Here is a 22,311-nt window from a genome sequence, read left to right on the forward strand (position 1 = left end):
GAAGTGCGGAAGGGATCCTAGTGGGTAGGCCATCCGGCCCGGGGGGTCGGCTAGTTGAGCAGCGCCCTGGCGGCCATCGCGCGGCGCCGGATCGTGGTCGCCGACTCGGGGTCCACCGCGTCCATCACCTCCGCGTACGCCTCCATCTCCACCGCGCCGGTGAGGAACTCACCCCGCTGTACGAGGAGTTCGGCCCGCTCGTAGCGGAGCCTGGCCGGGTGGGAGGGGAGGAGCAGGGAGAGCTCCACCGCCCACAGGGCCACGTCGGAGCGTTCGGGCCGGGAGGCGGCCCAGGCGCGGATGTTGTTCAGGATGCGCAGCACGATCGCGCCCGGCTCGGCGGGCCGGAGCATCGAGCGGTCGAGCGCCTCGCCCGTCGCGCTCGCCACCAGGAGCTCGGCGTCGGCGCCGGTCATGGCGCGTCCGCCCGCGAACGGGTCGGCGAGGTTCAGCTCGGCCGGGTCGCCGAAACCCACGACGAAGTGGCCGGGCAGCCCGAGCCCGTACACCGGCGCCCCGGCCCGGCGGGCGACCTCCATCCAGACGACGGAGAGCAGGATCGGCAGCCCGCGGCGGCGCCGCAGCACCTCGTGGAGCAGCGAGGACTCCAGGCGCTGGTAGTCCGCCGCCACCCCCTCGAAGCCCTCGTGGACGCCGAGGAGCGCCGCGAGCTCGGCGGCCCAGCCGCCGGTGATCCGGGTGGCGTACGGGACGAGCCCGGCCAGCCGGTCGAGTTCGATCTCGGCCTCGTCGAGGACGCGCCGGGTCACGGTGGGATCGGCCACCGCCCCGACGAGCAGACAGAGCCGTGCCAGGTCGGGCCGCTCGGCCCGCGCCTCCTCGGCGAACTCCCGCCGCCAGTCGACCACCTCGTCCGCACCGCCGGTCACGGCGTCCTCCCGGTCCTCCGGCGGGGACGATCCGTCCGCCGGGTCCGGTGGTCCTTCCTCCGTCACGCGTCCACCCATCGGTAGTGGTGGTAGTGGTGATGGGCCGCGAAGCCCATCCCGTCGTACAAAGCCCGGGCGCCGTCGTTGTCCGTCTCCACCTGGAGCCAGGCCGCCGACGCGCCCTCGTCGAGGGCCTGCCGGGCGAGCGCGGTCATGACGGACGTCGCCAGGCCGCGGCGCCGGTGGGCCGGGTCGACCTCGACCGCCATGAAGCCGGCCCAGCGCCCGTCGACGACGCAGCGGCCGATCGCCGCCGGTACCCCTCCCGTGCCCGCCACGGACGCGAACCACACACTCGGACCGGAGGCGAGGACGGCCCGCACGGCCGGGCTCGCCTCGCCGGAGCGCTGGTAGCGGCCGAGCCAGCCGTCGTCGACCGTCCGCGAGAGGCGAACGGCGGAGACGTCGGCGTCCAGGTCCCCGATCGGCGCGAGCGAGGCGATCCGCACCTCGGCGGAGACCTCGCGCCGCCAGCCGTGCCGGTCGAGCTCCCCGCACAGCAGCTCCTGGGCCCCTTCGGCGCCCGTCGCGGTCTGGACGTACGCGGGAAGCCCGCGGGCCGCGTACCACTCCCGTACGAGGGTCAGCGCCTCGGCCACCGGCCTGCCGGGATCACCGAGCGGGAGCGCCGAGTTGGCCCGGCGGGTGAATCCGTCGGACGCGCGCAGGGTCCACTCGCCGAGGGCCTCGCTCTCGACCGGCTGCCACGCGCGCGCGGTGGCCCTGGCGAGCTCGGGGAAGGTGGCGGCGGGGCCGCGGCGGCGGGCCGGGGCGGCGGGCACGACCTTCCCCGCGACCAGCGAGGACTCCGCGATCCTGACGCTCTCGCCGCCCTTTCGTGTGATCAGGAGCACACCGGCGTCCCATGATGTGAGAACTCCGACCGCATCGGTGTATTTTCCGCCCGCTTCAGGAGCCTCCGTCACGCACCGAACGGAGACACGTTTTCCCACGTCAGCGCTGGTGATACGGACTTCAAGACGTCCTCCGCCGGTGAATTCCACAGCTTCTCCGCCCCTCCTGTTCGGATCGCCCCCAAGAACGGAGATACTAGGGGCGGGCATCGACGACGCCGCGCTCCCGCGCAGACCAGCCCTATCGAGGAGGAACGACAGCGTGACCTACGTCATCGCGCAGCCTTGTGTCGACGTGAAGGACAAGGCGTGCATCGAGGAGTGCCCCGTCGACTGCATCTACGAGGGCAAGCGGTCCTTGTACATCCACCCGGACGAATGCGTCGACTGTGGGGCCTGTGAGCCGGTCTGCCCCGTGGAGGCCATCTTCTACGAGGACGACACCCCGGAGGAGTGGAAGGACTACTACAAGGCGAACGTCGAGTTCTTCGACGACCTCGGTTCGCCCGGTGGCGCCTCCAAGCTCGGCGAGATCGAGCGTGACCACCCCTTCATCGCCGCCCTGCCGCCGCAGAACGGCTGATTGATCGACCGCCCCCGGTCCCGTACGGCCTCGGCCGCCGTACGGGACCGAGGCGTTTTCCCGTACGTACAGGAAGTGAGAGCCCAACCGTGAGCGCAGTCTCCTCGCGTCTGCCCGTCTTCCCCTGGGACAAGCTGGAGCCGTACAAGACGACGGCCCTGGCGCACCCGGACGGAATCGTGGACCTCTCCGTCGGCACCCCCGTCGACGCGGTCCCCGCGCTGATCCAGGACGCCCTGGTCGCGGCCGCGGACTCGCCGGGCTATCCCACCGTCTGGGGCACGAAGGAACTGCGGGACGCACTCACCGGCTGGTGCGAGCGGCGGCTCGGTGCGGTGGACTTCGCGCACGAGAACGTCCTGCCCGTGGTCGGCTCCAAGGAGCTGGTCGCCTGGCTGCCGACGCAGCTGGGCCTCGGCGCCGGCGACGTCGTCGCCTACCCGCGGCTCGCCTACCCGACGTACGAGGTCGGCGCGCGGCTCTGCGGCGCGACGCCCGTCGTCTACGACGACCCGACGACCGACCTCGACCCGGCCTCGGTCAAGCTGCTCTGGCTCAACTCCCCGTCCAACCCGACCGGCAAGGTCATCGGCAAGGACGAGCTGACCCGGATCGTCGCCTGGGCGCGCGAGCACGGCATCCTCGTCTTCTCCGACGAGTGCTACCTGGAGCTCGGCTGGGAGGCCGACCCGGTCTCGGTGCTGCACCCGGACGTCTGCGGCGGTTCGTACGAGGGCATCGTCGCCGTCCACTCGCTCTCCAAGCGCTCCAACCTGGCCGGCTACCGCGCCGCGTTCATCGCGGGCGACGCGGCCGTCCTCGGCGAGCTGCTCCAGATCCGCAAGCACGGCGGCATGATGACCGCCGCGCCGGTCCAGGCGGCGACGGTCGCGGCGCTCGGCGACGACGCGCACGTGGCCGAGCAGCGCGAGCGGTACGCGGCCCGGCGCGCGGCGCTGCGGGCGGCCCTTGAGGCGCACGGCTTCCGCATCGAGCACAGCGAGGCCAGCCTCTACCTGTGGGCGACCCGGGACGAGCCCTGCTGGGACACCGTGGCCTACCTGGCCGAGAAGGGCATCCTGGTGGCGCCCGGCGACTTCTACGGCGAGGCCGGCGAGCGGTTCGTCCGCGTCGCCTTCACGGCCACCGACGAGCGCGTCGACGCCGCCGTGAAGCGCCTGGGCTGACCTGGCGGGAGCACGGCCGGAGGGCCCGGAGAGCTTTCGCTCTCCGGGCCCTCCTCGTGTCGCGGTCAGGCTCAGCCGATGGGCAGGGAGCCCAGCGGCGCGGCACCGAGCGCCTGGCCGGTCGGCAGGCTGCCGAGGCCGCCGCCGAGGGCGCCCCCGGTCGGCGCCTCGGCGCCCTCGGCGGCGGCGCCGGCGGTCTTGCCGACGACCTCGCCCGCGCTGCCCGCGGTGTCGCCGGCCACCTGCTGGGCGGCCGGGGCGGCGGTCTTGCCCGCCGCGCCGACGGCCTTGCCCGCGGCGGGGACGGCGGTGCCGACGGCCTGGCCGCCGGTGGCGCCGACGACGCCGGTGGTGGTCTGGGCGGCGCTGTCGACGGCCGTGCCCGCGCCGGCGGCGTCCAGGGCGGTGACGCCGCCGAGCGCGCCGGTCGGGACGATGCCCTGGTCCAGGGCGCTCGCGGAGCCGGCCGCACCGACCACGGGGGCTGCTCCGGCCGCGATCAGGAGGGCGGCGCGGGCGATCCGGCGGGTCAGGGGGAGGGACATGGTGCTCCTTCGACGAGGTGCGACGTTTTCGTTCGGACGCAGTGACAACCGGCCCTGGGGCGGGAGAGGTTGCGGAGGTCGAAGGTAAAGAGTTGGCAATGCGTCGTATTGTCGGGTGGGGAGGAAAACGGACGAACGTGTCATTGCGTGAAGGCCTGCCGAACCGTCACTTCCCTTGTCCCATAAGGGAGTTGCGGGGGTCGGAAGACGCACGGGAATTCGGTCCTCAAGGCGCGCGGAATTTCTCGCGCCCCGCACCTGCGTCATGCCACCGCCGAGTGAACGGCCGTACGCGTGACCGGCTACTGAGCGAGCCGTACGCGGACGGAATCACCAACGGAATCGCCACCGGATTTCCCGTCCGACTTCCCGCCGGAGTCCGGCTTCCCGGCGGTTCCCCCGGCCCCGCCGCCCGCGGCACCCGCGCCCGAGACCTTCGACCAACCGCCGTCGGCCTCGCCCGCGCGCCACACCCGGCCCCCGTACGCGACCTCCGCGACGCGCAGCTCGTCCGCCCGCGCCACCGCCCACTGCGCCAGCTCCCAGCCGCGCCGCTCGTCCGCCCCCGCGCCCGCCGGAGCCGCCCCCGCGCCCGACCGCACCGGCAGCGAGAACACCACGGGCTCCGAAGCCGACCGGCCCGCGCTCGGACCGCCCGTCACCGCCTTCGGCGCCGCCTTCGCGCCGAAGGCCCGCACCAGCTCCTTCCGGAACAGTTCGGGATCGCCCGGAGGGCCCTCCATCCGGCTCGTCGTACAGACCAGCGCCGCCGCCGACCGGCCCGTCAGCGCCGCCGAGAGCAGCGTGGCGTCCGGCTCGTGCTTCGCGTACGCCTGCGGATAGCCGCTGCGCTGCACCTTCTGCGCCGCCACCGTCAGCGGCAGCCGCGAATAGCCCGGGACCTTCTCCAGGCCCTCGTAGAACTTCCCGGCCGAGTAGACCGGGTCCATGATCTGCGCCGGCGTCCCCCAGCCCTGCGAGGGCCGCTGCTGGAAGAGACCCAGCGAGTCCCGGTCGCCGTGCTCGATGTTCCGCAGCGCCGACTCCTGGAGCGCCGTCGCCAGCGCGATCGTCACCGCACGCTCCGGCAGCCCCCGGCTCGTCCCCACCGCCGAGATGGTCGCCGCGTTGGACGCCTGCTCCGGAGTGAACTCGTACCGGTTCTCGCCACTGCCCACGGTGCAGCGTGGCGCGCCCTTGCTCCCCGTCATCTGGTGGACGGCCACGTACGAGGCGAGGCCGAGGAGCACGGCGAAGGCGGCCGCGGAACGGGCGAGGCGGCCGCGACGGCGGGTACGGGTGGGCTCGGACACGGGCCCACCGTACTGGAGGGCGCGTTAGGGTCGGCACATGGCAGACATCACCCCGCTCGACGGCCCCCTCGACCTGTTCCAGGACGGGGCCGCGCTCACCGCCGCCCTCGTCGACTTCCCGTCCGTCAGCGGGACCGAGCAGCCGCTCGCGGACGCGATCGAGCAGGCCCTGCGCCTCCTGCCGCACCTCACCGTCGACCGGTACGGCAACAACGTCGTCGCCCGGACGAACCTCGGCCGCGGCGAGCGGGTCGTCCTCGCCGGCCACATCGACACCGTGCCGATCGCCGACAACGTGCCCTCGCGGCTCGACGAGGACGGCATCCTGTGGGGCTGTGGCACCTCCGACATGAAGTCCGGCGTCGCCGTCCAGCTGCGGATCGCCGCGACCGTCACCGAGCCCAACCGCGACCTCACCTTCGTCTTCTACGACAACGAGGAGGTCGCCGCCGACCTCAACGGCCTCGGCAAGATCGCCGACGCGCACCCCGACTGGCTCGAAGGCGACTTCGCCGTCCTCCTGGAGCCCTCCGACGCCCAGGTCGAGGGCGGCTGCCAGGGCACCCTGCGCGTGATCCTGCACACCGCCGGCGAGCGCGCCCACTCCGCGCGCTCCTGGATGGGCTCCAACGCCATCCACACCGCCGCCCCGATCCTCGCCCGCCTCGCCGCCTACGAGCCGCGCAAGCCGGTCATCGACGGCCTGGAGTACCACGAGGGCCTCAACGCCGTGGCGATCGGCGGCGGCGTCGCCACCAACGTCATCCCGGACGCCTGCTCCGTCACCGTCAACTACCGGTACGCCCCCGACCGCTCCCCGGCCGAGGCCCTCGCCTACGTCCGCGAGTTCTTCGACGGCTGCGACATCTCCGAGTTCGTCGTCGACGACGAGAGCCCCGGCGCCCTGCCCGGCCTCTCCCACCCGGCCGCCGAGGCCTTCATGAAGGCCGTCGGCGGCAGCGCCCAGCCCAAGTTCGGCTGGACCGACGTCGCCCGCTTCAGCGCCCTCGGCGTCCCCGCCGTCAACTACGGCCCCGGCGATCCGATCTACGCGCACAAGCGCGACGAGCACGTCCCCGTCGACCGGATCCACCACTGCGAGGCACGACTCCGCGACTGGCTCACTGCCTGACTTCCGTAATTTCGCGTTTCGTCACCTCTGTCGTCCTACTCTGACCGGACCAGAAGATCAGTTGGCGGTCCGCCGCCGGCTGATCGCCGATCGGCGGAGGGAGCAGGCCATGGGCATTCCCGAGGGAATGGCGAAGCCCGAGGAGCAGCGTCTCGGTCCGGTGCTCAGGCGCAGGGACCAGGTCCAGCCCGGTACGACGGACCAGCGGCTGCTCGACACCGAGGGCGACTCGGAGTGGGTGCACACCGACCCCTGGCGCGTCATGCGCATCCAGTCCGAGTTCGTCGAGGGCTTCGGCGCCCTCGCCGAACTGCCGAGCGCCATCAGCGTCTTCGGCTCCGCCCGCACCAAGCCGGACTCGCCCGAGTACGAGGCGGGCGTACGGATCGGCCGCGCGCTCGTCGAAGCCGGTTTCGCCGTCATCACCGGCGGCGGACCCGGCGCCATGGAAGCCGCCAACAAGGGCGCGCGCGAGGCCAAGGGCGTCTCCGTCGGCCTCGGCATCGAGCTCCCCTTCGAGCAGGGCCTGAACCAGCACGTCGACATCGGCGTCAACTTCCGCTACTTCTTCGTCCGCAAGACGATGTTCGTGAAGTACGCGCAGGGCTTCGTCGTCCTCCCCGGCGGCCTCGGCACCCTCGACGAGCTCTTCGAAGCCCTCACCCTCGTCCAGACGCGCAAGGTCACCCGGTTCCCGATCGTCCTCTTCGGCACCGAGTACTGGAAGGGCCTCGTCGACTGGCTCCGCGACTCCGTCGTGGCCGGCGGCAAGGCCTCCGAACGCGACCTCCTCCTCTTCCACGTCACGGACGACGTGGAAGAGGCGGTGGCGCTGGTCACCAAGGAGACCGGCAAGTAGGACGGCCGCGGTCGGCCGGTCGCGGGCGGCGGCCCGACTACGCCAGCCCGCGCCGGGCGACCGCCGGCGCCCGGTGCCCGGCGATGGACGCCACCATGTCCAGCACCTGCCGGGTCTCGGCGACCTCGTGCACCCGGTACACCTGGGCGCCCAGCCACGCCGACACGGCCGTCGTGGCCAGCGTCCCGAGGACCCGCTCCTTGACCGGACGGTCGAGCGTCTCGCCGACGAAGTCCTTGTTGGACAGCGACACCAGCACCGGCCACCCCGTCTCGGCCATCTCCCCGAGCCGCCGGGTCGCCTCCAGGCTGTGCCGCGTGTTCTTCCCGAAGTCGTGACCCGGGTCGATCATGATCGCGTCCCGCCGTACGCCGAGCGAGACCGCCCGCTCCGCCAGCCCGACGGTCACGCGCAGGATGTCCGCCATGACGTCCTCGTACGCGACCCGGTGCGGCCGCGTCCGCGGCTCCGCGCCGCCGGCGTGGGTGCAGACGAGCCCGGCGCCGTACTTGGCGGCGACCTCGGCAAGGCCGGGATCGACGCCGCCCCAGGCGTCGTTGAGGACGTCCGCGCCGGCCTCGCAGACCGCCGCGCCGACGTCGGCGCGCCAGGTGTCGACGCTGATCACCACGTCGGGGTGGCGACGGCGTACCTCGGCGACGAAGCCGACCGTGCGGCGCGCCTCCTCCTCGGCCGTGACCTCCTCGCCGGGGCCCGCCTTGACCCCGCCGATGTCGATGATCGCCGCGCCTTCGGCGACCGCCTGCTCGACCCGGGCGAGCGCCGGCTCGTCCCGGAAGGTCGCGCCCTGGTCGTAGAAGGAGTCCGGGGTCCGGTTCACGATCGCCATGATCACCGGCTCGTGCGGCCCGAATTCACGCCGTCCCAAGCGCAGCATCCCTTTTGTCCTCCCTCGCGTCCGTTCGCCTGTGACCCTAACCGTCGGTGGCGCATGGCACGATCGGCTCGGGACGTTTTCCACTCCGGGGAGAGGCGCGCAGGTGTTCTGGTTTCTGCTCATCACGATGGTCGTGGTCGTGGCCGCGGTGACCTTGGCCGTGGTCGGCGGCGGCGACAGCGAGGTGCTGCCCGAGGTGGCGCCCGAGCAGCTCGTCGACCCCCTTCCGACGGCCCGGCCGGTCGACCGCGCCGACGTCGAGGCGCTCCGCCTGCCGGTCGCCGCCCGCGGCTACCGCATGGCGGACGTCGACGACGTCCTGGTCCGCCTCGGCGCGGAGATCGCCGAGCGCGACGCGCGGATCGCCGAGCTGGAGGAGGCGCTCGCGGGCGCCGTCGCCGGCGGGCGGCGCGAAGGGGACGAGCAGCAGTGACGGGCGAGGCGATTCCCGGCCCCGACGGGCGGCTCCGCTGCCCCTGGGGCCTGTCGACCGAGGACTACGTGGCGTACCACGACGAGGAGTGGGGCCGCCCGGTCCACGGCGACGACGCCCTCTTCGAGCGACTGTGCCTTGAGGCCTTCCAGTCGGGCCTCTCCTGGATCACCATCCTGCGCCGCCGCGAGGGCTTCCGGCGCGCCTTCGCCGACTTCGAGATCGCGTCCGTCGCCGGTTTCGGCGAAGCCGACCGCGAGCGCCTCCTCGTCGACGAGGGCATCATCCGCAACCGAGCCAAGATCGACGCCACCCTCGCCAACGCGAAGCTGCTCGCCGACTGGTCCCCGGGCGAACTCGACACCCTGATCTGGTCGTACGCCCCCGATCACGCGACCCGCCCCGCCCCGCGCACGGTCTCCGACGTCCCCGCCGTCACCGACGAGTCCACCGCCCTCTCCAAGGCCCTCAAGAAGCGCGGCCTCCGCTTCATCGGCCCCACCACCGCCTACGCCCTCATGCAGGCCTGCGGCCTCGTCGACGACCACGTCACGGGCTGCGTGGCCCGGGGCGGCCGCTGACCGACCGCCCCGGACAAGGGACTAGCGGCCCAGGTAGCGGGGCTTCTCCTTGGCGATGAAGGCGCGGACGGCGATGGTGTGGTCCTCCGAGGCGCCGGCCAGGGTCTGGAGCTCGTCCTCCTTCTCCAGGGCCTCGGTGAGGGAGTGGTCGGCGCCGTAGGCGAGGGACTCCTTGAGCGCCGCGTAGGCCACGGTGGGGCCCTCGGCGAGGGTGCGGGCGACCTTGAGGGCCTCGGCGGCGAGGTCGGCGGAGGGGACCAGGCGGTTGGCGATGCCGAGCTCGTACGCCTCCTGGGCGGAGATCGACCGCGGGAAGAGCAGCAGGTCGGACGCGCGGCTCGCGCCGATCAGCCGCGGCAGGGTCCAGGACATGCCCGAGTCGGCGGTGAGCGCGACGCCCGCGAAGGAGGTGTTGAAGGCGGCCGTCTCGGCGACGATCCGGTAGTCGGCCGCCAGCGCGAAGCCGAAGCCGGCGCCCGCCGCCACACCGTTCACGGCGGCCACGACGGGCTTCCGCATGCCGGTGAGCGCCTTGACGATCGGGTTGTAGTGGTCGCGGACCGTGTTCATGGTCTGGTGCGAACCGGACTCCTGGTCCGCGAGGAGCAGGCCCACGTGTTCCTTCAGGTCCTGGCCCACGCAGAACGCCCGGTCGCCCGCCGCCGTGAGCAGCACCGCCCGAACGGCGGGGTCGGCCGCCGCGGTCTCGGCGGCGTCCCTGAGGGCGACTTTCGTCGCCACGTTCATCGCGTTCATGGCCTCGGGCCGGTTGAGCGTGATGGTGGCGAGACCCTCGCTCACCTCGTACAGCACCGTGTCGGCCATCGGGATCCCTTCGCCTCATTGCGTGGTTGACCAGCCCAGCATGGCGGAGATCACGCCTCCCGCACATGTGAGCTGCGTCAAAGAACGGAGGTCCTCGGTCCGACGCCGAGCGGCGAAGTATCGCAGGCCGGTCGCCGAATTGTGGGGTTTTGCGGAAGCGCGTTGCGCAAGCGATGCAGATCGATGTTGGTCATCGGGTCCTGTGATGCGGGATAATGACCTGGAAGCAATGTGTTCGAAGCCGGTGACGCGTGCTCCTCAAGGAGCTGCCCGGCTGACGATGAGCTGGTTTCAGGAAGGGGAACAAGCATGGCGGCCATGAAGCCGCGGACGGGTGACGGCCCGCTCGAGGTGACCAAGGAGGGGCGGGGCATCGTCATGCGCGTACCGCTCGAAGGCGGCGGTCGGCTTGTCGTCGAGCTGACCCCGGACGAGGCCGAGGCACTGGGCGACGCCCTGAAGAAGGTCGTCGGCTGACTCGGCCCTCCCACGCATTCCATCCGCTGCCCCGGTACGGTCCACCGTGCCGGGGCAGCGCTGTGTCCGGGGGCGCTGTGCCGGGCGCCTGACGGGGCCGCGCGGCCCGGGGCGGCGTCGGACGGCGGACGCCGGAGGGGCGGCGGTCAGCCGCGGCGGACCGCGCAGAGGAGGCCGTCGCCGACCGGGAGCATCGAGGCGACCAGCTCCTGGCTCTCGCGCACGGCGCGGAGCAGCTCGCGCAGCCGCTGGACCTCGGGGGGCTGGGCGCCGGAGTCGACCGTGCGGCCGTCCGCGAAGACCCCTTCGAAGCAGACGAGACCACCAGGTCGCAGCAGGCGCAACGATTCAGCGAGGTAGTCCAGGTACTCGAGCCGGTCACCGTCGCAGAACACCAGGTCGTACCCGCCGTCCGCGAGCCGCGGCAGCACGTCGAGGGCACGGCCCGGGATGAACCGCGCCCGGTTGCCCGCGAAGCCCGCGGCCCGGAACGCCGTCTTGGCGAGCTGCTGCCGCTCCGGCTGGAGGTCCACCGTCGTCAGCACGCCGTCCGGCCGCATCCCGTGCAGCAGGTAGATGCCCGACACGCCCGTACCGGTCCCGATCTCCGCCACCGCCTTGGCGTCCGCCGTCGCGGCGAGCAGACGCAGCGCGCCACCGGTGCCCGGGGACACCGAAGGCAGCCCTGCCTCCCGGGCCCGCTCCCGGGCCCAGCGCAGAGCCTCGTCCTCGGCGACGAAGGCGTCGGCGAACGACCAGCTCGTCTGCCGGTTGGCGGTAATGGCCCTCTCCTGTCCCCGTAGTTGACGCAACGGTGACTGTATCCGCTGACCGTGGGAACCCGCAGATGGGACCGGGCGTTCACCAGGGGAAGGACGCGACAGGAGGCAGCCGGGCGAGCCGGTTCCAAATTCGCGTAAAGATTCTTATCCGGAGCTAACGGGCGGGGTGGCTATGGTAGGGGCTCCACTGGACACCACCAGAGCCGACAGGGGAGGTGCGGCTGCGCCTGTGGATCGGGGAGGAGTGCTCCGGCGTCTTCTCAGGTCAGCGGGTGAGCCGAAATCCGTGACAAACACCGCTGAACGAATCCGCACCACCGACTCCGCACCCACCACCGCGACCTTCGCATCGGACGCGGAATCGCAGGCGTGGACTCCGCCCACCTGGGAGGAGATCGTCAGCACGCACAGCGGCCGGGTCTACCGGCTCGCCTACCGGCTCACCGGCAACCAGCACGACGCCGAGGACCTCACCCAGGAGGTCTTCGTCCGCGTCTTCCGCTCGCTGTCGACGTACACGCCGGGCACCTTCGAGGGCTGGCTGCACCGCATCACCACCAACCTCTTCCTCGACATGGTCCGCCGCAAGCAGCGCATCCGTTTCGACGCGCTCGCCGACGACGCCGCCGAGCGGCTGCCCAGCCGCGAGCCCTCGCCGCAGCAGGTCTTCAACGACACGCACTTCGACGCCGACGTGCAGCAGGCGCTCGACACCCTCGCGCCCGAGTTCCGTGCCGCGGTCGTCCTCTGCGACATCGAAGGACTGTCGTACGAGGAGATCGCCGCGACCCTCGGCGTGAAGCTCGGCACCGTGCGCAGCCGCATCCACCGCGGCCGCTCCCACCTCCGCAAGGCGCTCAAGCACCGCTCGCCCGAGGCCCGGGCGGAGCGTGCGCTGGCCACCGTCGGATGGGAGGCAGGGACAGCGTGAGCGGCACACGTCCCTCGCAGCCGACCCCCGCGGAACACCACCTCGGGGACCGGCTGGCCGCGCTCGTCGACGGCGAGCTCGGCCACGACGCCCGCGAGCGGGTCCTCGCGCACCTCGCGACCTGCCCCCGCTGCAAAGCGGAGGCGGACGCCCAGCGCACCCTCAAGAGCGTCTTCGCCTCCGCGGCGCCCCCGCCCCCCTCCGAGGGCTTCCTCGCCCGCCTCCAGGGCCTCCCCGGCGAGCCCCCCGGCGGCTCGGGCGGCCCCGGCCTGCCCAGGAGCCCGCTCGAGGAACTGCTCGCCGGCGGAGTGAAGTCCGACGGCTTCGCCACCGCCGCCGTCGTCACCCCGCGCCCCGGCACGGGCGGCGGCACCGGCTTCCGCATCCACGACGTCGGCGACCGCCCCGGCACGTCCGGACGCGGCCGCCGCTTCGCCTTCGCCGCGGCCAGCGCCGTCTCGTTCGCGGCGATCGCCCTCGGCGGCACCCTGCCGATGGACACCTCCGTGAACGCGGGCGCCCGCGGCGGCCAGGGCACCGGCAGCGCCGTCACCCCGCTCCGCGCCCCCACCGGCGGCGGCACGGGCACGGGTACGGCCACCACCGCGGCACGCGGCACGCGCTCCGGCGAGCGCTACGGCGCCCAGTCCGTGGACACCGAGGCGCTCGCGCCGACGGCCGGAGTCCCGCACGGGCCCGTCGCGGCCGCGCCCCCGGGCATGCTGCGCACCGAGGACACCCCGCTGATGGCCGCCGGGGTCCGCGGCCCGTCCACGCAGTCGCTCGTCGCCCTCTCGCCGTTCATACGACCGACCGCTCCGGCCCTCCGGCTGGCCTTCGCGCCCGGCCCCACCCAGGGGCCGAGTCCGACGGCCGTACCGCTCGTCGCCCGACGCTGACCCGAGACCTGGTTGAATCCAGGGACACGGGCGCCCGACCCAGGGGCGCGGACGGGTCAGCGTTGCGGGGAGAGCATGAACAACGGGAAGCCGAACTGGTGGAGCCGGCCGTCGAGCACACCGGAGGCGGCGCGGATACCCACGCCGCCGCCGGCCGACGCCGACGGTGACTTTCCCCTGCCCGCACCCCAGGCGCCCCCGGCCGAGCCGGGGCCGGCGGCCGACCTGACGAAGACGGCCCCCACCCCCGCCTTCGAACCCTCCGAACCCCAGCCGCTCACGGCCGAGCCGCTCCCGCCGGAGCCCGCCCCGGCCCCGGCCGAGCCCGCGTCCGCCGAGCCGCGGCCCCAGCCCGTCCCGGCCGAGCCGGCGACCGCGCAGCCCGCGGCGCAGCCGCTGCACGCGCCCGACGAGTACCGGACGCCGCCCTACGGGGAGCCGGGGCCGTGGGCGCCCGCGCCGCCCGTGCAGCACCCGGCGGCGCCCGTACCGGCGCAGCAGACCGCCGTGCCCGCCGCGCCGTCGGCACAGCCGCACCAGCAGCACCCTCACCCGCACCCGCAGGGGCCCGTGCCGCCGCAGGGCGGCGGGGGGTCGGCCTGGGGGCAGTACGACCCGTGGGGGGCCGGCGGGCCCGGGTTCACGTTCGAGCCGGCGCGGCCGAAGAAGTCCAGGAAGGGCCTCGCGGTCGCGGGCGCCCTGGTGTTCGCGCTGGTCACCGGCGTCATCGGCGGCGGGATCGGCGCGTACGTCGAGCGCAACGGCGGCCTCACCACCGTCGAGCTGCCGCAGGCCGAGGCGGGGGACACCGACCGCGCCCCCGACAGCGTCGCGGGGATCGCCGCGAGCGCGCTGCCCGGCGTGGTCACCCTGCACGTGAAGGGCAACGGCTCCTCCGGCACCGGCACGGGCTTCGTCCTGGACACCAAGGGCCACATCCTCACCAACAACCACGTCGTCGACGGGGCCGCGTCCTCCGAGGACATCTCGGTCACCTTCTCCAGCGGCGAGACCGCCCGCGCCAAGCTCGTCGGCAAGGACACCGGCTACGACCTGGCCGTCGTCCAGGTCACCGGCGTCTCCGGCCTGAAGCCGCTGCCGCTCGGGAACTCCGACAACGTCCGGGTCGGCGACCCCGTCGTCGCCATCGGCGCCCCCTTCGACCTCTCCAACACGGTCACCTCCGGGATCATCAGCGCCAAGGAGCGCCCGATCACCGCCGGCGGCGAGAAGGGCGACGGCAGCGACATCAGCTACGTCGACGCCCTCCAGACCGACGCGCCCATCAACCCGGGCAACTCCGGCGGCCCGCTCCTCGACTCCAAGGCCCGGGTCATCGGCATCAACAGCGCGATCCGCGCCGCCGGCGGCGGTTCAGGAGAGGGCGAGGGCGCGGGAGCGAGCCAGCCCGGCTCCATCGGCCTCGGCTTCGCCATACCGGTCAACCAGGGCAAGCGCGTCGCCGAGGAGCTCATCAACACCGGCAAGGCGACCCACCCCGTCATCGGCGTGAGCCTCGACATGCAGTTCAACGGCGACGGCGCGCGGGTCGGCGAGAAGGGCAAGGACGGCTCCGCCTCGGTCACCGCCGGCGGCCCGGCCGCCAAGGCCGGACTGCTCCCGGGCGACGTCATCACCAAGGTCGACGGCCAGCGCGTGCACAACGGCGAGGAACTCATCGTGAAGATCCGGGCCCACCGCCCCGGCGACAAGCTGGAGCTCACGCTGACCCGGAACGGCAAAGAGCTGACAAAGACCTTGACCCTCGGCTCCTCCCAGGGCACCTGAGGGCCATGTGACGGCTGCCGCAAGGTACCCGTCCGGCAGTTTCGACGGGTACCGTGGACCGGGCCCTGGACCGGCGTGAAGGAGCTACTAGGTGTTCAGCGACATAGGCGCACTCGAGCTGGTGGCCCTTGTGGTGCTCGCCGTGCTCGTCTTCGGGCCGGACAAGCTCCCGAAGGTCATCCAGGACGTCTCGCGTTTCATCCGGAAGGTGCGTGACTTCTCGGACAGCGCGAAGGAGGACATCCGCAGCGAGCTGGGCCCGGAGTTCAAGGACTTCGAGTTCGAGGACCTCAACCCCAAGGCGTTCCTCCGCAAGCAGCTGGAGAGCAACGAGGACCTCAAGGAGCTCAAGGAGCTCGGCGGCACCTTCGACCTCAAGAAGGAGATGAACGAGGTCGCCGACGCGGTCCACGGCCGCGCGAGCGCGCCCGCAGCGGTCAACGGCTCGTCCGTCAACGGGACTCCGGACCTCCTCAAGAAGCAGGACAAGCCGGACACCGGCGAGCGCCCGCCGTACGACTCCGACGCGACCTGACGACGGGCTGTCACCGACCGGACGCGTCCCGGTGGCTATCCTCCCTCTGTTGACGGAACGAGGAGGCGGCCGAGATGGAGACCACGAGTCGGGCGGAGAGCGTGCCCACGGCCCGGCGGACCCCCGAGGGCTACCTGCGGGCGCCCTTCGCCTGGTACGGCCTCGACGAGGCCTTCACCGGGCCCCGCTGGCTGATGCAGGTCGGCACGGCGGCGGACGGCAGCGTGCAGCACGGATCGACCGGGCACGGTGACGCCCCGTCCATAAAGTCGGACGCGAGCGGCGTGGAGAAGGAGCGCTTCGCCGTGGTCGTGACGGTCGCGGCGAGCCCGGTGCGGCGCACCGGCGACGGCACGGGCGTCCTCGACGCCACCACGGTCTCCTCGGCGGCCTGGCTGGCCGGCTCCGGGCTGCTCGTCCACACCTGGCCCGCGTCGCTCGACCACGCGACCCGCGACAACTGGCTGGACCAGCAGACCGAGACCGCCTTCGAGCTCGCCGACGACCTCGCCGGGCCCGCCTGGTCGACGCTGTCGCTCCCGGTGGACGGCGTCCCGGTCGCCTTCCACTACCGCGAGTCCGAGTTCGGCTGGGTCCTCGCCGGATCCGCGCCCGGGGTCCACATCGGGGCGTACGGGCGGGGCATGAGCGCGTACGGGCTCGGCTTCTCCCAGATCAAGGACCTCGACGCGTACGCGTGACGACATGCCGAAGGGGCACCCGGACGATCCGGGTGCCCCTTCGGCGTACGACGGCTAGAACTTGTTGCGGGGCGTGATGCCGAGGCTCATGCCCGAGAGGCCGCGCTGACGGCCGCCCAGCTTGCCGGCGATGGCGCGCAGGGCGGCGCCGGCCGGGGAGTCGGGGTCGGAGAGGACGACGGGCTTGCCGTCGTCGCCGCCCTCGCGGAGCCGTACGTCGATCGGGATCGAGCCGAGGACGGGGACGGTCGCGCCGGTGGTCTGGGTCAGACCGTCCGCGACCTTCTGGCCGCCGCCGGTGCCGAACACGTCGACCATCTCGTCGCAGTGCGGACACGGCAGGCCCGCCATGTTCTCGACCACGCCGACGATCTTCTGGTGGGTCTGGACGGCGATCGAGCCGGCCCGCTCGGCGACCTCGGCGGCCGCCTGCTGCGGGGTGGTGACGACGAGGATCTCCGCGTTCGGCACCAGCTGCGCGACCGAGATCGCGATGTCGCCGGTGCCCGGCGGCAGGTCGAGGAGGAGGACGTCCAGGTCGCCCCAGTACACGTCCGCGAGGAACTGCTGGAGCGCGCGGTGCAGCATCGGGCCGCGCCACACGACCGGGGCGTTGCCCGGCGTGAACATGCCGATGGAGATGACCTTCACGCCGTTCGCCGACGGCGGCATGATCATGTTCTCGACCTGGGTGGGACGGCCGTCCGCGCCCAGCATGCGGGGCACGCTGTGACCGTAGATGTCGGCGTCGACGACACCGACCTTCAGACCGTCGGCGGCCATCGCCGCGGCCAGGTTCACGGTGACGGACGACTTGCCGACACCGCCCTTGCCGGAGGCCACCGCGTACACCCGGGTCAGCGAACCGGGCTTCGCGAACGGCACCTCGCGCTCGGCGCCGGTGCCGCGCAGCGCCGCCGCCAGTTCCTTGCGCTGTTCGTCGCTCATCACGTCCAGCGAGACGTCGACGCCGCTGACTCCCTCGACCCGGGAGACGGCCTCGGTCACGCGCTGCGTGATGGTGTCGCGCATCGGGCAGCCGGAGACGGTCAGGTAGACCGTGACGGCGACCCTGCCGTCCGGATCGATCTCCACCGACTTGACCATGCCGAGCTCAGTGATCGGCTTGTTGATCTCAGGGTCGTTCACCGTCGCCAGTGCTTCGAGCACCGCGTCTTCCGTAGCCATACCGACGATGGTACGGCGCCGACCACCGGCCCATGAAAGGCCTGTCAACGGTCGGGTACGTCACTTCCGCGACCGTCCGCCGACGGGAATAGATCCCGGCGCTCCTCCAGCTCCTTGATCAGGTCCTGGAGCTCCGACCTGATCCAGTCCCGGGTCGCGACCTCGCCGAGGCCCATCCGCAGCGCCGCGATCTCCCGCGTCAGGTACTCGGTGTCCGCGATCGACCGCTCGTTCTGCTTCCGGTCCTGCTCCAGATTGACCCGGTCGCGGTCGTCCTGCCGGTTCTGCGCGAGCAGGATCAGCGGAGCCGCGTACGAGGCCTGGAGGGACAGCGCCAGCGTCAGGAAGATGAACGGGTACTCGTCGAACTTCAGCGAGGCCGGCGCGAAGATGTTCCACGCGACCCAGACGATGATCGTCAGCGTCATCCAGACCAGGAACCGCCCCGTCCCCAGGAACCGGGCGATCCGCTCCGAGAGCCGCCCGAACGCCTCCGGGTCGTACTCGGGCAGCAGTCTGGCCCGCCGCTCCCGCGGCAGGTCGAGCCGGATGCGGGGAACCGGCCGCTCGCGCTCCCGCTCCCGGTCCTGCGTGCGCTCAGCGGCCATGCCGGGCCCCCTCCTCGTGGAACTCGGTCTCCCGCCAGTCGTCCGGCAGCAGGTGGTCGAGCACGTCGTCGACGGTGACCGCGCCGAGCAGCGAGCCGCTCTCGTCGACCACCGGCGCCGCCACCATGTTGTACGCGGCCAGATAACTGGTCACGGCGGGCAGCGGGGTGTCCGGCCCGAGCGGCGGCAGATCGCTGTCCACCAGCGAACTCACCAGCGTGAACGGCGGATCGCGAAGCAGCCGCTGGAAGTGCACCGTGCCCAGGTACTTGCCGGTCGGCGTCTCGTCCGGCGGCCGGCACACGTACACCTGCGCGGCCAGCGCCGGCGACAGGTCCTGCTGCCTGACCCGGGCCAGCGCGTCCGCCACCGTGGCGTCCGGGCGCAGCACGATCGGCTCGGTCGTCATCAGACCGCCCGCCGTGCGCTCCTCGTACGCCAGGAGCCGGCGCACGTCGGCGGCGTCGTCCGGCCGCATCAGGGTGAGCAGCCGCTCCTGGTCCTCCTCGGGCAGCTCGGACAGCAGGTCGGCCGCGTCGTCCGGGTCCATCGCCTCCAGGACGTCGGCCGCGCGCTCCTCCTTCAGCTTGCCGATGATCTCGACCTGGTCGTCCTCGGGAAGCTCTTCGAGGACGTCGGCGAGCCGGTCGTCGTCGAGGGCCGCCGCCACCTCGGCGCGCCGCTTGGGGGAGAGGTGGTGCAGCGCGTTGGCCAGGTCGGCCGGGCGCAGCTTCTCGAAGGTGGCGACCAGGTTCTCGGCGCCCTGCCCGTGCTCCTCGAGGGAGAAGCCGGTGACGGCCGACCACTCGACCGTCAGCGTCTCGCCCTTGCGGCCGAGCACCCCGCTCTTGCCCTTGCGGACGAAGACCTTGTCGATCTCCCAGTCGCGGCGGGCGGGCAGCTGCTGGATGGCGACGTCGAGGACGGTGACCTCCTCGCCCTCCCGCCCGTCGCTCTCCACGAGCCGCACGCGCCGGTCGAGGAGCTCGCCGAGGACCAGCCGCTCGGTGGGGCGCTGCTCGAAGCGGCGCATGTTGACCACGCCGGTGGTGATGACCTGACCGGACTGGACGCCCGTGATCCGGGTCATCGGCACGAAGACCCGGCGGCGGCTCAGCACCTCCACGACCATGCCGAGGAGCCGGGGCGGCCGGCGGCCCACCCGGAGCATGGCCACCAGGTCGCTGACCCGGCCGACCTGGTCGCCGACGGGGTCGAAGACGGGAACCCCCGCCAGATGGGAGACGAAGATCCGGGGGGCGCCTGCCGCCATGCCACGCGCCTCCTCGGTGCCGCACGATTCGAGTCGTCGCAGAGCTTTGCCGGTGATTGCAGAGCTTTGCCGGGTTCAGGCTAGCCCGTGCCGTTCAGGACCGCCCTGGCAGCGCCTCCGTACGGCTGCCTGCGGGGTCCTTCACCCGGCCCGGGTACGCTGCGGACTGCCGTCCCCCCATCGGCGCCCCGCACCGGACCCGGCCGTTCCGCCCGGCCGGCCACGCGGCCGCCCCACCGGCACCCCGTACGGGCCAGATCCCGTCGCCCCCACGACACGAGAGGCAGCGCAGATGACCGTCCGCATCCCGTCATCGCGTATCCGCAGGGCTGTCACGCCCCTGGCGCTCTGCGCCGGACTGACGGTGGGACTCACGGCCTGCGCCGCCGATCCGGACGAGGGGACGAACGGGGTCGGGAAGCTCTCCGCGCCCGAGATCGAGCGGAAGGCGCAGACGGCGGCGGACGCGGCCAAGGCGGTACGCCTCTCGGGCACCCTGGTCAGCAAGGGCGGCACCTACAAGCTGAACATGCGCCTCAAGCAGGACGGCGCCACCGGCTCGGTGACGACGAAGAACAGCACCTTCGAGCTGCTGCGGGTCGGCGACGCGCTCTACCTGAAGGCCGACGCGGGCTTCTGGGCGCACGAGGAGAAGGCGACCGAGGCCCCCACGGAGGCGGGCACCGAGGCCGCTGACAAGCTCGACGACATGTACGTGAAGGTGCCGCAGGGCGATCCCTCGTACAAGCAGCTGCGCGGCTTCACCGACATGGGCCTGCTCCTCGACGGCCTGATCGGCCTGCACGGCGAGGCCGTCAAGGGCGACCGCGACCGGATCGGCGGGGTCCGCACGGTCAAGGTCAAGGGCGGCACGGACGGCGAGGGCGGCACGCTCGACGTGTCCCTGGACGGTCAGCCGTACCCCGTGCAGTTCGCGCGGGGCGGGGGAGCGGGCGTCGTGGTGCTCTCCGAGTGGGACAAGGACTTCCCCCTCGCGGAGCCCTCGAAGGAGGAGACCCTCGACTACGGCAAGCAGCTGCCCCGCACCTAGTTCTTACGCCGCCGCTTGAGCAGCAGCTTCGGCAGGGCGGCCGGGACCGGGTGGCGGGTGGTGGCCCCGGTGGGCAGCGGGACGGCGGCCAGGGAGCCGTCGGGCAGTTCGGTGGTCGAGGCGCGCGGTTCGAGGCGCAGCACCCGGCACTCGCGGCCCCAGCGGGCCGGCATGGCCTCGCCGTCGGGAGCGTTGAGCCGCTTGCCCTTCAGCTCGGCGACCGCCGCCTCCCACTCCTCCGTACCGGCGGCGAGCTCCCGCACCGAGGCGGTCCAGGCGACCAGCCGGCCGCCCTTGTCCTTGCTCCGGACGGTCACCTCGGCCGTACCTCCGTCGACCAGCCCGGGGAGCGGCTGCTCGCCCGGCCCGTCGCCGACGACATGCGCGGCCCCGTCGTGCCAGACGTGCCAGAGCGCGCGGGCCGGGCCGGAGCCCCGCACCCACACGAGGCCGGACTTCTTGGTGGCCTCCTCGACGAGGGCGCCGGTGAGCAGCGTGTCGGTCATGGCCGAAGCCTATCTAGAGCCAGCCGTTGCGCTTCAGGGTGCGGTGGATGGTGAAGCAGACGGCGATGATGCCGGTGAGGACCATCGGGTAGCCGTACTTCCAGTGGAGCTCGGGCATGTGGTCGAAGTTCATGCCGTAGACGCCGCAGACGGCGGTGGGGACGGCGACGATGGCGGCCCAGGAGGTGATCTTGCGCATGTCCTCGTTCTGGGCGACGGTCGCCTGGGCGAGGTTGGCCTGGAGGATCGAGTTGAGGAGTTCGTCGAAGCCGACGACCTGTTCCTGGACGCGGGCGAGGTGGTCGGCGACGTCGCGGAAGTACTTCTGGATGTCGGGGTCGACGAGCCGCATGGGGCGCTCGGAGAGGAGCGCCATGGGGCGGAGGAGCGGGGTGACGGCCCGCTTGAACTCCAGGACCTCGCGCTTGAGCTGGTAGATCCGGCCGGTGTCCGTGCCGCGGGTGGAGCCCTTGGCGGCGGGCGAGAAGACGTCGATCTCCAGCTGGTCGATGTCGAGCTCGACGGCGTCGGCGACCGCGATGTAGCCGTCGACGACGTGGTCGGCGATGGCGTGCAGCACGGCCGAGGGGCCCTTGGCGAGGAGCTCCGGCTCGCCCTGGAGGCGGTGGCGGAGGTTGCGCAGGGAGCCCTGGCCGCCGTGCCGGACGGTGATGACGAAGTCGGGCCCGGTGAAGCACATGACCTCGCCGGTCTCGACGACCTCGCTGGTCGCGGTGAGTTCGGCGTGCTCGACGTAGTGGATGGTCTTGAAGACCGTGAAGAGCGTGTCGTCGTACCGCTCCAGCTTGGGCCGCTGGTGGGCGTGGACGGCGTCCTCGACGGCGAGCGGGTGCAGCCCGAACTCGGCGGCGATACCGGCGAATTCGGCCTCGGTCGGCTCGTGGAGGCCGATCCAGGCGAAGCCGCCGCTCTCCCGCACCTGGCGCATCGCGCCGCGCGGCGTGAGGCATTCGCGGTCGTCGATCCGCCGCCCGTCGCGGTAGACCGCGCAGTCGACGACGGCGCTGGAGGCCGAGTGGTCGCGGGTGGGGTCGTACGCGGTGTACGTGGTGGGCGTCTTGCGCAGGCTGTGCCGCAGGCTCGGGCGGACGGCAGCGGTGAGGTCACGGATCATCGACACGGCTGTGCTCCTTCACGGATCGGCCGTCGGCGCGAAGCGTGGCGCAGCCCGGAATGGGGACGGAGAGGTACGTCGTCCACAAAGCGGGCGGCACCGGAGGGGCGCGTTCGACGGCGGTCGCTACAGACAGGGAAAGGCGAAAGTTGCTCTTCCGTCGTGCGAGATGCCGGAGGGGCGGGTCCGTGCCGGACCCGGACGTCACCGGAGAGGGCGCACCGGGTGGGGGTGCGGAGCGGCGGAAGAGCTGCTGGTACTGCCCGATCGACTTCGG

At 72.5% G+C, this 22,311-nt stretch carries 25 protein-coding genes; 13 read left to right on the top strand and 12 right to left on the bottom strand.

What is annotated here, in order from left to right; genetic code table 11:
• Positions 1-50: 50 nt before the first annotated feature.
• Positions 51-968: a transglutaminase family protein gene (locus ACZ7G1_RS10045; protein WP_470872613.1), complete on the bottom strand. Its 918-nt coding sequence runs from the start codon at positions 966-968 to the stop codon at positions 51-53.
• Positions 953-1,954, bottom strand: coding sequence for a GNAT family N-acetyltransferase (locus ACZ7G1_RS10050; RefSeq protein ID WP_470872611.1), 1,002 nt, complete (start codon positions 1,952-1,954; stop codon positions 953-955). The genes ACZ7G1_RS10045 and ACZ7G1_RS10050 overlap by 16 nt, the downstream gene beginning before the upstream one ends.
• Before the next feature lie 112 nt (positions 1,955-2,066).
• On the opposite strand from ACZ7G1_RS10050, the gene fdxA reads away from it, so the two are divergent.
• Positions 2,067-2,387 (top strand): ferredoxin, encoded by a 321-nt coding sequence (gene fdxA / locus ACZ7G1_RS10055; RefSeq protein WP_030207635.1) that lies wholly within the window; start codon positions 2,067-2,069, stop codon positions 2,385-2,387.
• 89 nt (positions 2,388-2,476) lie between these two features.
• Complete coding sequence (locus tag ACZ7G1_RS10060) at positions 2,477-3,574, top strand: bifunctional succinyldiaminopimelate transaminase/glutamate-prephenate aminotransferase (protein WP_470872609.1); 1,098 nt, start codon at positions 2,477-2,479, stop codon at positions 3,572-3,574.
• 71 nt (positions 3,575-3,645) lie between these two features.
• Here ACZ7G1_RS10060 and ACZ7G1_RS10065 read toward each other — a convergent pair whose 3' ends face one another.
• Both ACZ7G1_RS10065 and ACZ7G1_RS10070 read right to left on the bottom strand, forming a co-directional pair.
• The gene (locus ACZ7G1_RS10065) at positions 3,646-4,119 is read right to left on the bottom strand and encodes an ATP-binding protein (protein WP_470872607.1); all 474 of its coding nucleotides are present in this window, start codon (positions 4,117-4,119) and stop codon (positions 3,646-3,648) included.
• Positions 4,120-4,421: 302 nt separating this feature from the next.
• A complete protein-coding gene (locus ACZ7G1_RS10070; protein ID WP_470872606.1) occupies positions 4,422-5,432 on the bottom strand; it encodes a VldE C-terminal domain-containing protein in 1,011 nt (336 codons plus the stop codon).
• A gap of 37 nt (positions 5,433-5,469) precedes the next feature.
• On the opposite strand from ACZ7G1_RS10070, the gene dapE reads away from it, so the two are divergent.
• Together dapE and ACZ7G1_RS10080 are read left to right on the top strand one after the other, a co-directional pair.
• Positions 5,470-6,564 (top strand): succinyl-diaminopimelate desuccinylase, encoded by a 1,095-nt coding sequence (gene dapE, locus ACZ7G1_RS10075; RefSeq protein WP_470872605.1) that lies wholly within the window; start codon positions 5,470-5,472, stop codon positions 6,562-6,564.
• 109 nt (positions 6,565-6,673) lie between these two features.
• Positions 6,674-7,423, top strand: coding sequence for an LOG family protein (locus ACZ7G1_RS10080; protein WP_017239929.1), 750 nt, complete (start codon positions 6,674-6,676; stop codon positions 7,421-7,423).
• A gap of 37 nt (positions 7,424-7,460) precedes the next feature.
• Here the strand turns inward: ACZ7G1_RS10080 and folP are convergent, their stop codons facing one another.
• The gene (folP, locus tag ACZ7G1_RS10085; RefSeq protein ID WP_470872602.1) at positions 7,461-8,321 is read right to left on the bottom strand and encodes a dihydropteroate synthase; all 861 of its coding nucleotides are present in this window, start codon (positions 8,319-8,321) and stop codon (positions 7,461-7,463) included.
• A gap of 103 nt (positions 8,322-8,424) precedes the next feature.
• On the opposite strand from folP, the gene ACZ7G1_RS10090 reads away from it, so the two are divergent.
• Complete coding sequence (locus tag ACZ7G1_RS10090) at positions 8,425-8,754, top strand: hypothetical protein (protein ID WP_470872601.1); 330 nt, start codon at positions 8,425-8,427, stop codon at positions 8,752-8,754.
• A complete protein-coding gene (locus ACZ7G1_RS10095; RefSeq protein WP_470872599.1) occupies positions 8,751-9,335 on the top strand; it encodes a DNA-3-methyladenine glycosylase I in 585 nt (194 codons plus the stop codon). The genes ACZ7G1_RS10090 and ACZ7G1_RS10095 overlap by 4 nt, the downstream gene beginning before the upstream one ends.
• Before the next feature lie 21 nt (positions 9,336-9,356).
• On the opposite strand, the gene chcB is transcribed toward ACZ7G1_RS10095, so the two are convergent.
• Entirely contained in the window at positions 9,357-10,160 is an 804-nt protein-coding gene (gene chcB, locus ACZ7G1_RS10100; protein ID WP_470872597.1) for a 2-cyclohexenylcarbonyl CoA isomerase, read from the bottom strand.
• Positions 10,161-10,469: 309 nt separating this feature from the next.
• Here chcB and ACZ7G1_RS10105 point away from each other — a divergent pair, with 309 nt between their 5' ends.
• Positions 10,470-10,637, top strand: coding sequence for a DUF3117 domain-containing protein (locus tag ACZ7G1_RS10105; RefSeq protein ID WP_009997451.1), 168 nt, complete (start codon positions 10,470-10,472; stop codon positions 10,635-10,637).
• 146 nt (positions 10,638-10,783) lie between these two features.
• Here ACZ7G1_RS10105 and ACZ7G1_RS10110 read toward each other — a convergent pair whose 3' ends face one another.
• Positions 10,784-11,449: an O-methyltransferase gene (locus ACZ7G1_RS10110; protein WP_017239935.1), complete on the bottom strand. Its 666-nt coding sequence runs from the start codon at positions 11,447-11,449 to the stop codon at positions 10,784-10,786.
• A 142-nt stretch (positions 11,450-11,591) separates the two neighbouring features.
• Here ACZ7G1_RS10110 and sigE point away from each other — a divergent pair, with 142 nt between their 5' ends.
• The 5 genes from sigE (at position 11,592) to ACZ7G1_RS10135 (ending at position 16,273) form a co-directional block, all read left to right on the top strand.
• The gene (gene sigE / locus ACZ7G1_RS10115; RefSeq protein WP_470872594.1) at positions 11,592-12,350 is read left to right on the top strand and encodes an RNA polymerase sigma factor SigE; all 759 of its coding nucleotides are present in this window, start codon (positions 11,592-11,594) and stop codon (positions 12,348-12,350) included.
• Positions 12,347-13,249, top strand: coding sequence for an anti-sigma factor family protein (locus ACZ7G1_RS10120; RefSeq protein ID WP_470872592.1), 903 nt, complete (start codon positions 12,347-12,349; stop codon positions 13,247-13,249). Before sigE ends, ACZ7G1_RS10120 begins: the two co-directional genes overlap by 4 nt.
• 75 nt (positions 13,250-13,324) lie before the next feature.
• Positions 13,325-15,037 (top strand): S1C family serine protease, encoded by a 1,713-nt coding sequence (locus ACZ7G1_RS10125; RefSeq protein WP_470872590.1) that lies wholly within the window; start codon positions 13,325-13,327, stop codon positions 15,035-15,037.
• 91 nt (positions 15,038-15,128) lie between these two features.
• Positions 15,129-15,572 carry a sec-independent translocase gene (locus ACZ7G1_RS10130; RefSeq protein WP_470872588.1) on the top strand — a complete coding sequence of 148 codons (444 nt, stop codon included), beginning with the start codon at positions 15,129-15,131 and terminating at the stop codon, positions 15,570-15,572.
• Positions 15,573-15,646: 74 nt separating this feature from the next.
• A complete protein-coding gene (locus ACZ7G1_RS10135; protein WP_470872586.1) occupies positions 15,647-16,273 on the top strand; it encodes a hypothetical protein in 627 nt (208 codons plus the stop codon).
• A 54-nt stretch (positions 16,274-16,327) separates the two neighbouring features.
• Here the strand turns inward: ACZ7G1_RS10135 and ACZ7G1_RS10140 are convergent, their stop codons facing one another.
• Genes ACZ7G1_RS10140 through ACZ7G1_RS10150 form a run of 3 tightly spaced genes read right to left on the bottom strand, consistent with a single transcriptional unit; the run spans position 16,328 to position 19,342 of the window.
• Positions 16,328-17,461, bottom strand: coding sequence for an Mrp/NBP35 family ATP-binding protein (locus ACZ7G1_RS10140; protein ID WP_470872585.1), 1,134 nt, complete (start codon positions 17,459-17,461; stop codon positions 16,328-16,330).
• 44 nt (positions 17,462-17,505) lie between these two features.
• Complete coding sequence (locus ACZ7G1_RS10145; RefSeq protein WP_470872583.1) at positions 17,506-18,069, bottom strand: DUF1003 domain-containing protein; 564 nt, start codon at positions 18,067-18,069, stop codon at positions 17,506-17,508.
• Positions 18,059-19,342: a magnesium transporter MgtE N-terminal domain-containing protein gene (locus tag ACZ7G1_RS10150; protein ID WP_470872581.1), complete on the bottom strand. Its 1,284-nt coding sequence runs from the start codon at positions 19,340-19,342 to the stop codon at positions 18,059-18,061. Before ACZ7G1_RS10150 ends, ACZ7G1_RS10145 begins: the two co-directional genes overlap by 11 nt.
• A 292-nt stretch (positions 19,343-19,634) precedes the next feature.
• Between ACZ7G1_RS10150 and ACZ7G1_RS10155 the strand changes: the two genes are divergently transcribed.
• Entirely contained in the window at positions 19,635-20,393 is a 759-nt protein-coding gene (locus tag ACZ7G1_RS10155; protein ID WP_470872580.1) for a hypothetical protein, read from the top strand.
• Here the strand turns inward: ACZ7G1_RS10155 and ACZ7G1_RS10160 are convergent.
• A complete protein-coding gene (locus tag ACZ7G1_RS10160) occupies positions 20,390-20,899 on the bottom strand; it encodes a hypothetical protein (protein WP_470872578.1) in 510 nt (169 codons plus the stop codon). The two genes, ACZ7G1_RS10155 and ACZ7G1_RS10160, sit on opposite strands and share 4 nt — an antisense overlap.
• A gap of 13 nt (positions 20,900-20,912) precedes the next feature.
• On the bottom strand, positions 20,913-22,040 hold the full coding sequence (locus ACZ7G1_RS10165) for a magnesium and cobalt transport protein CorA (protein WP_470872576.1): 1,128 nt from the start codon (positions 22,038-22,040) through the stop codon (positions 20,913-20,915).
• Positions 22,041-22,311 lie beyond the last annotated feature (271 nt).

This window comes from Streptomyces sp. NPDC037273, assembly GCF_055603625.1.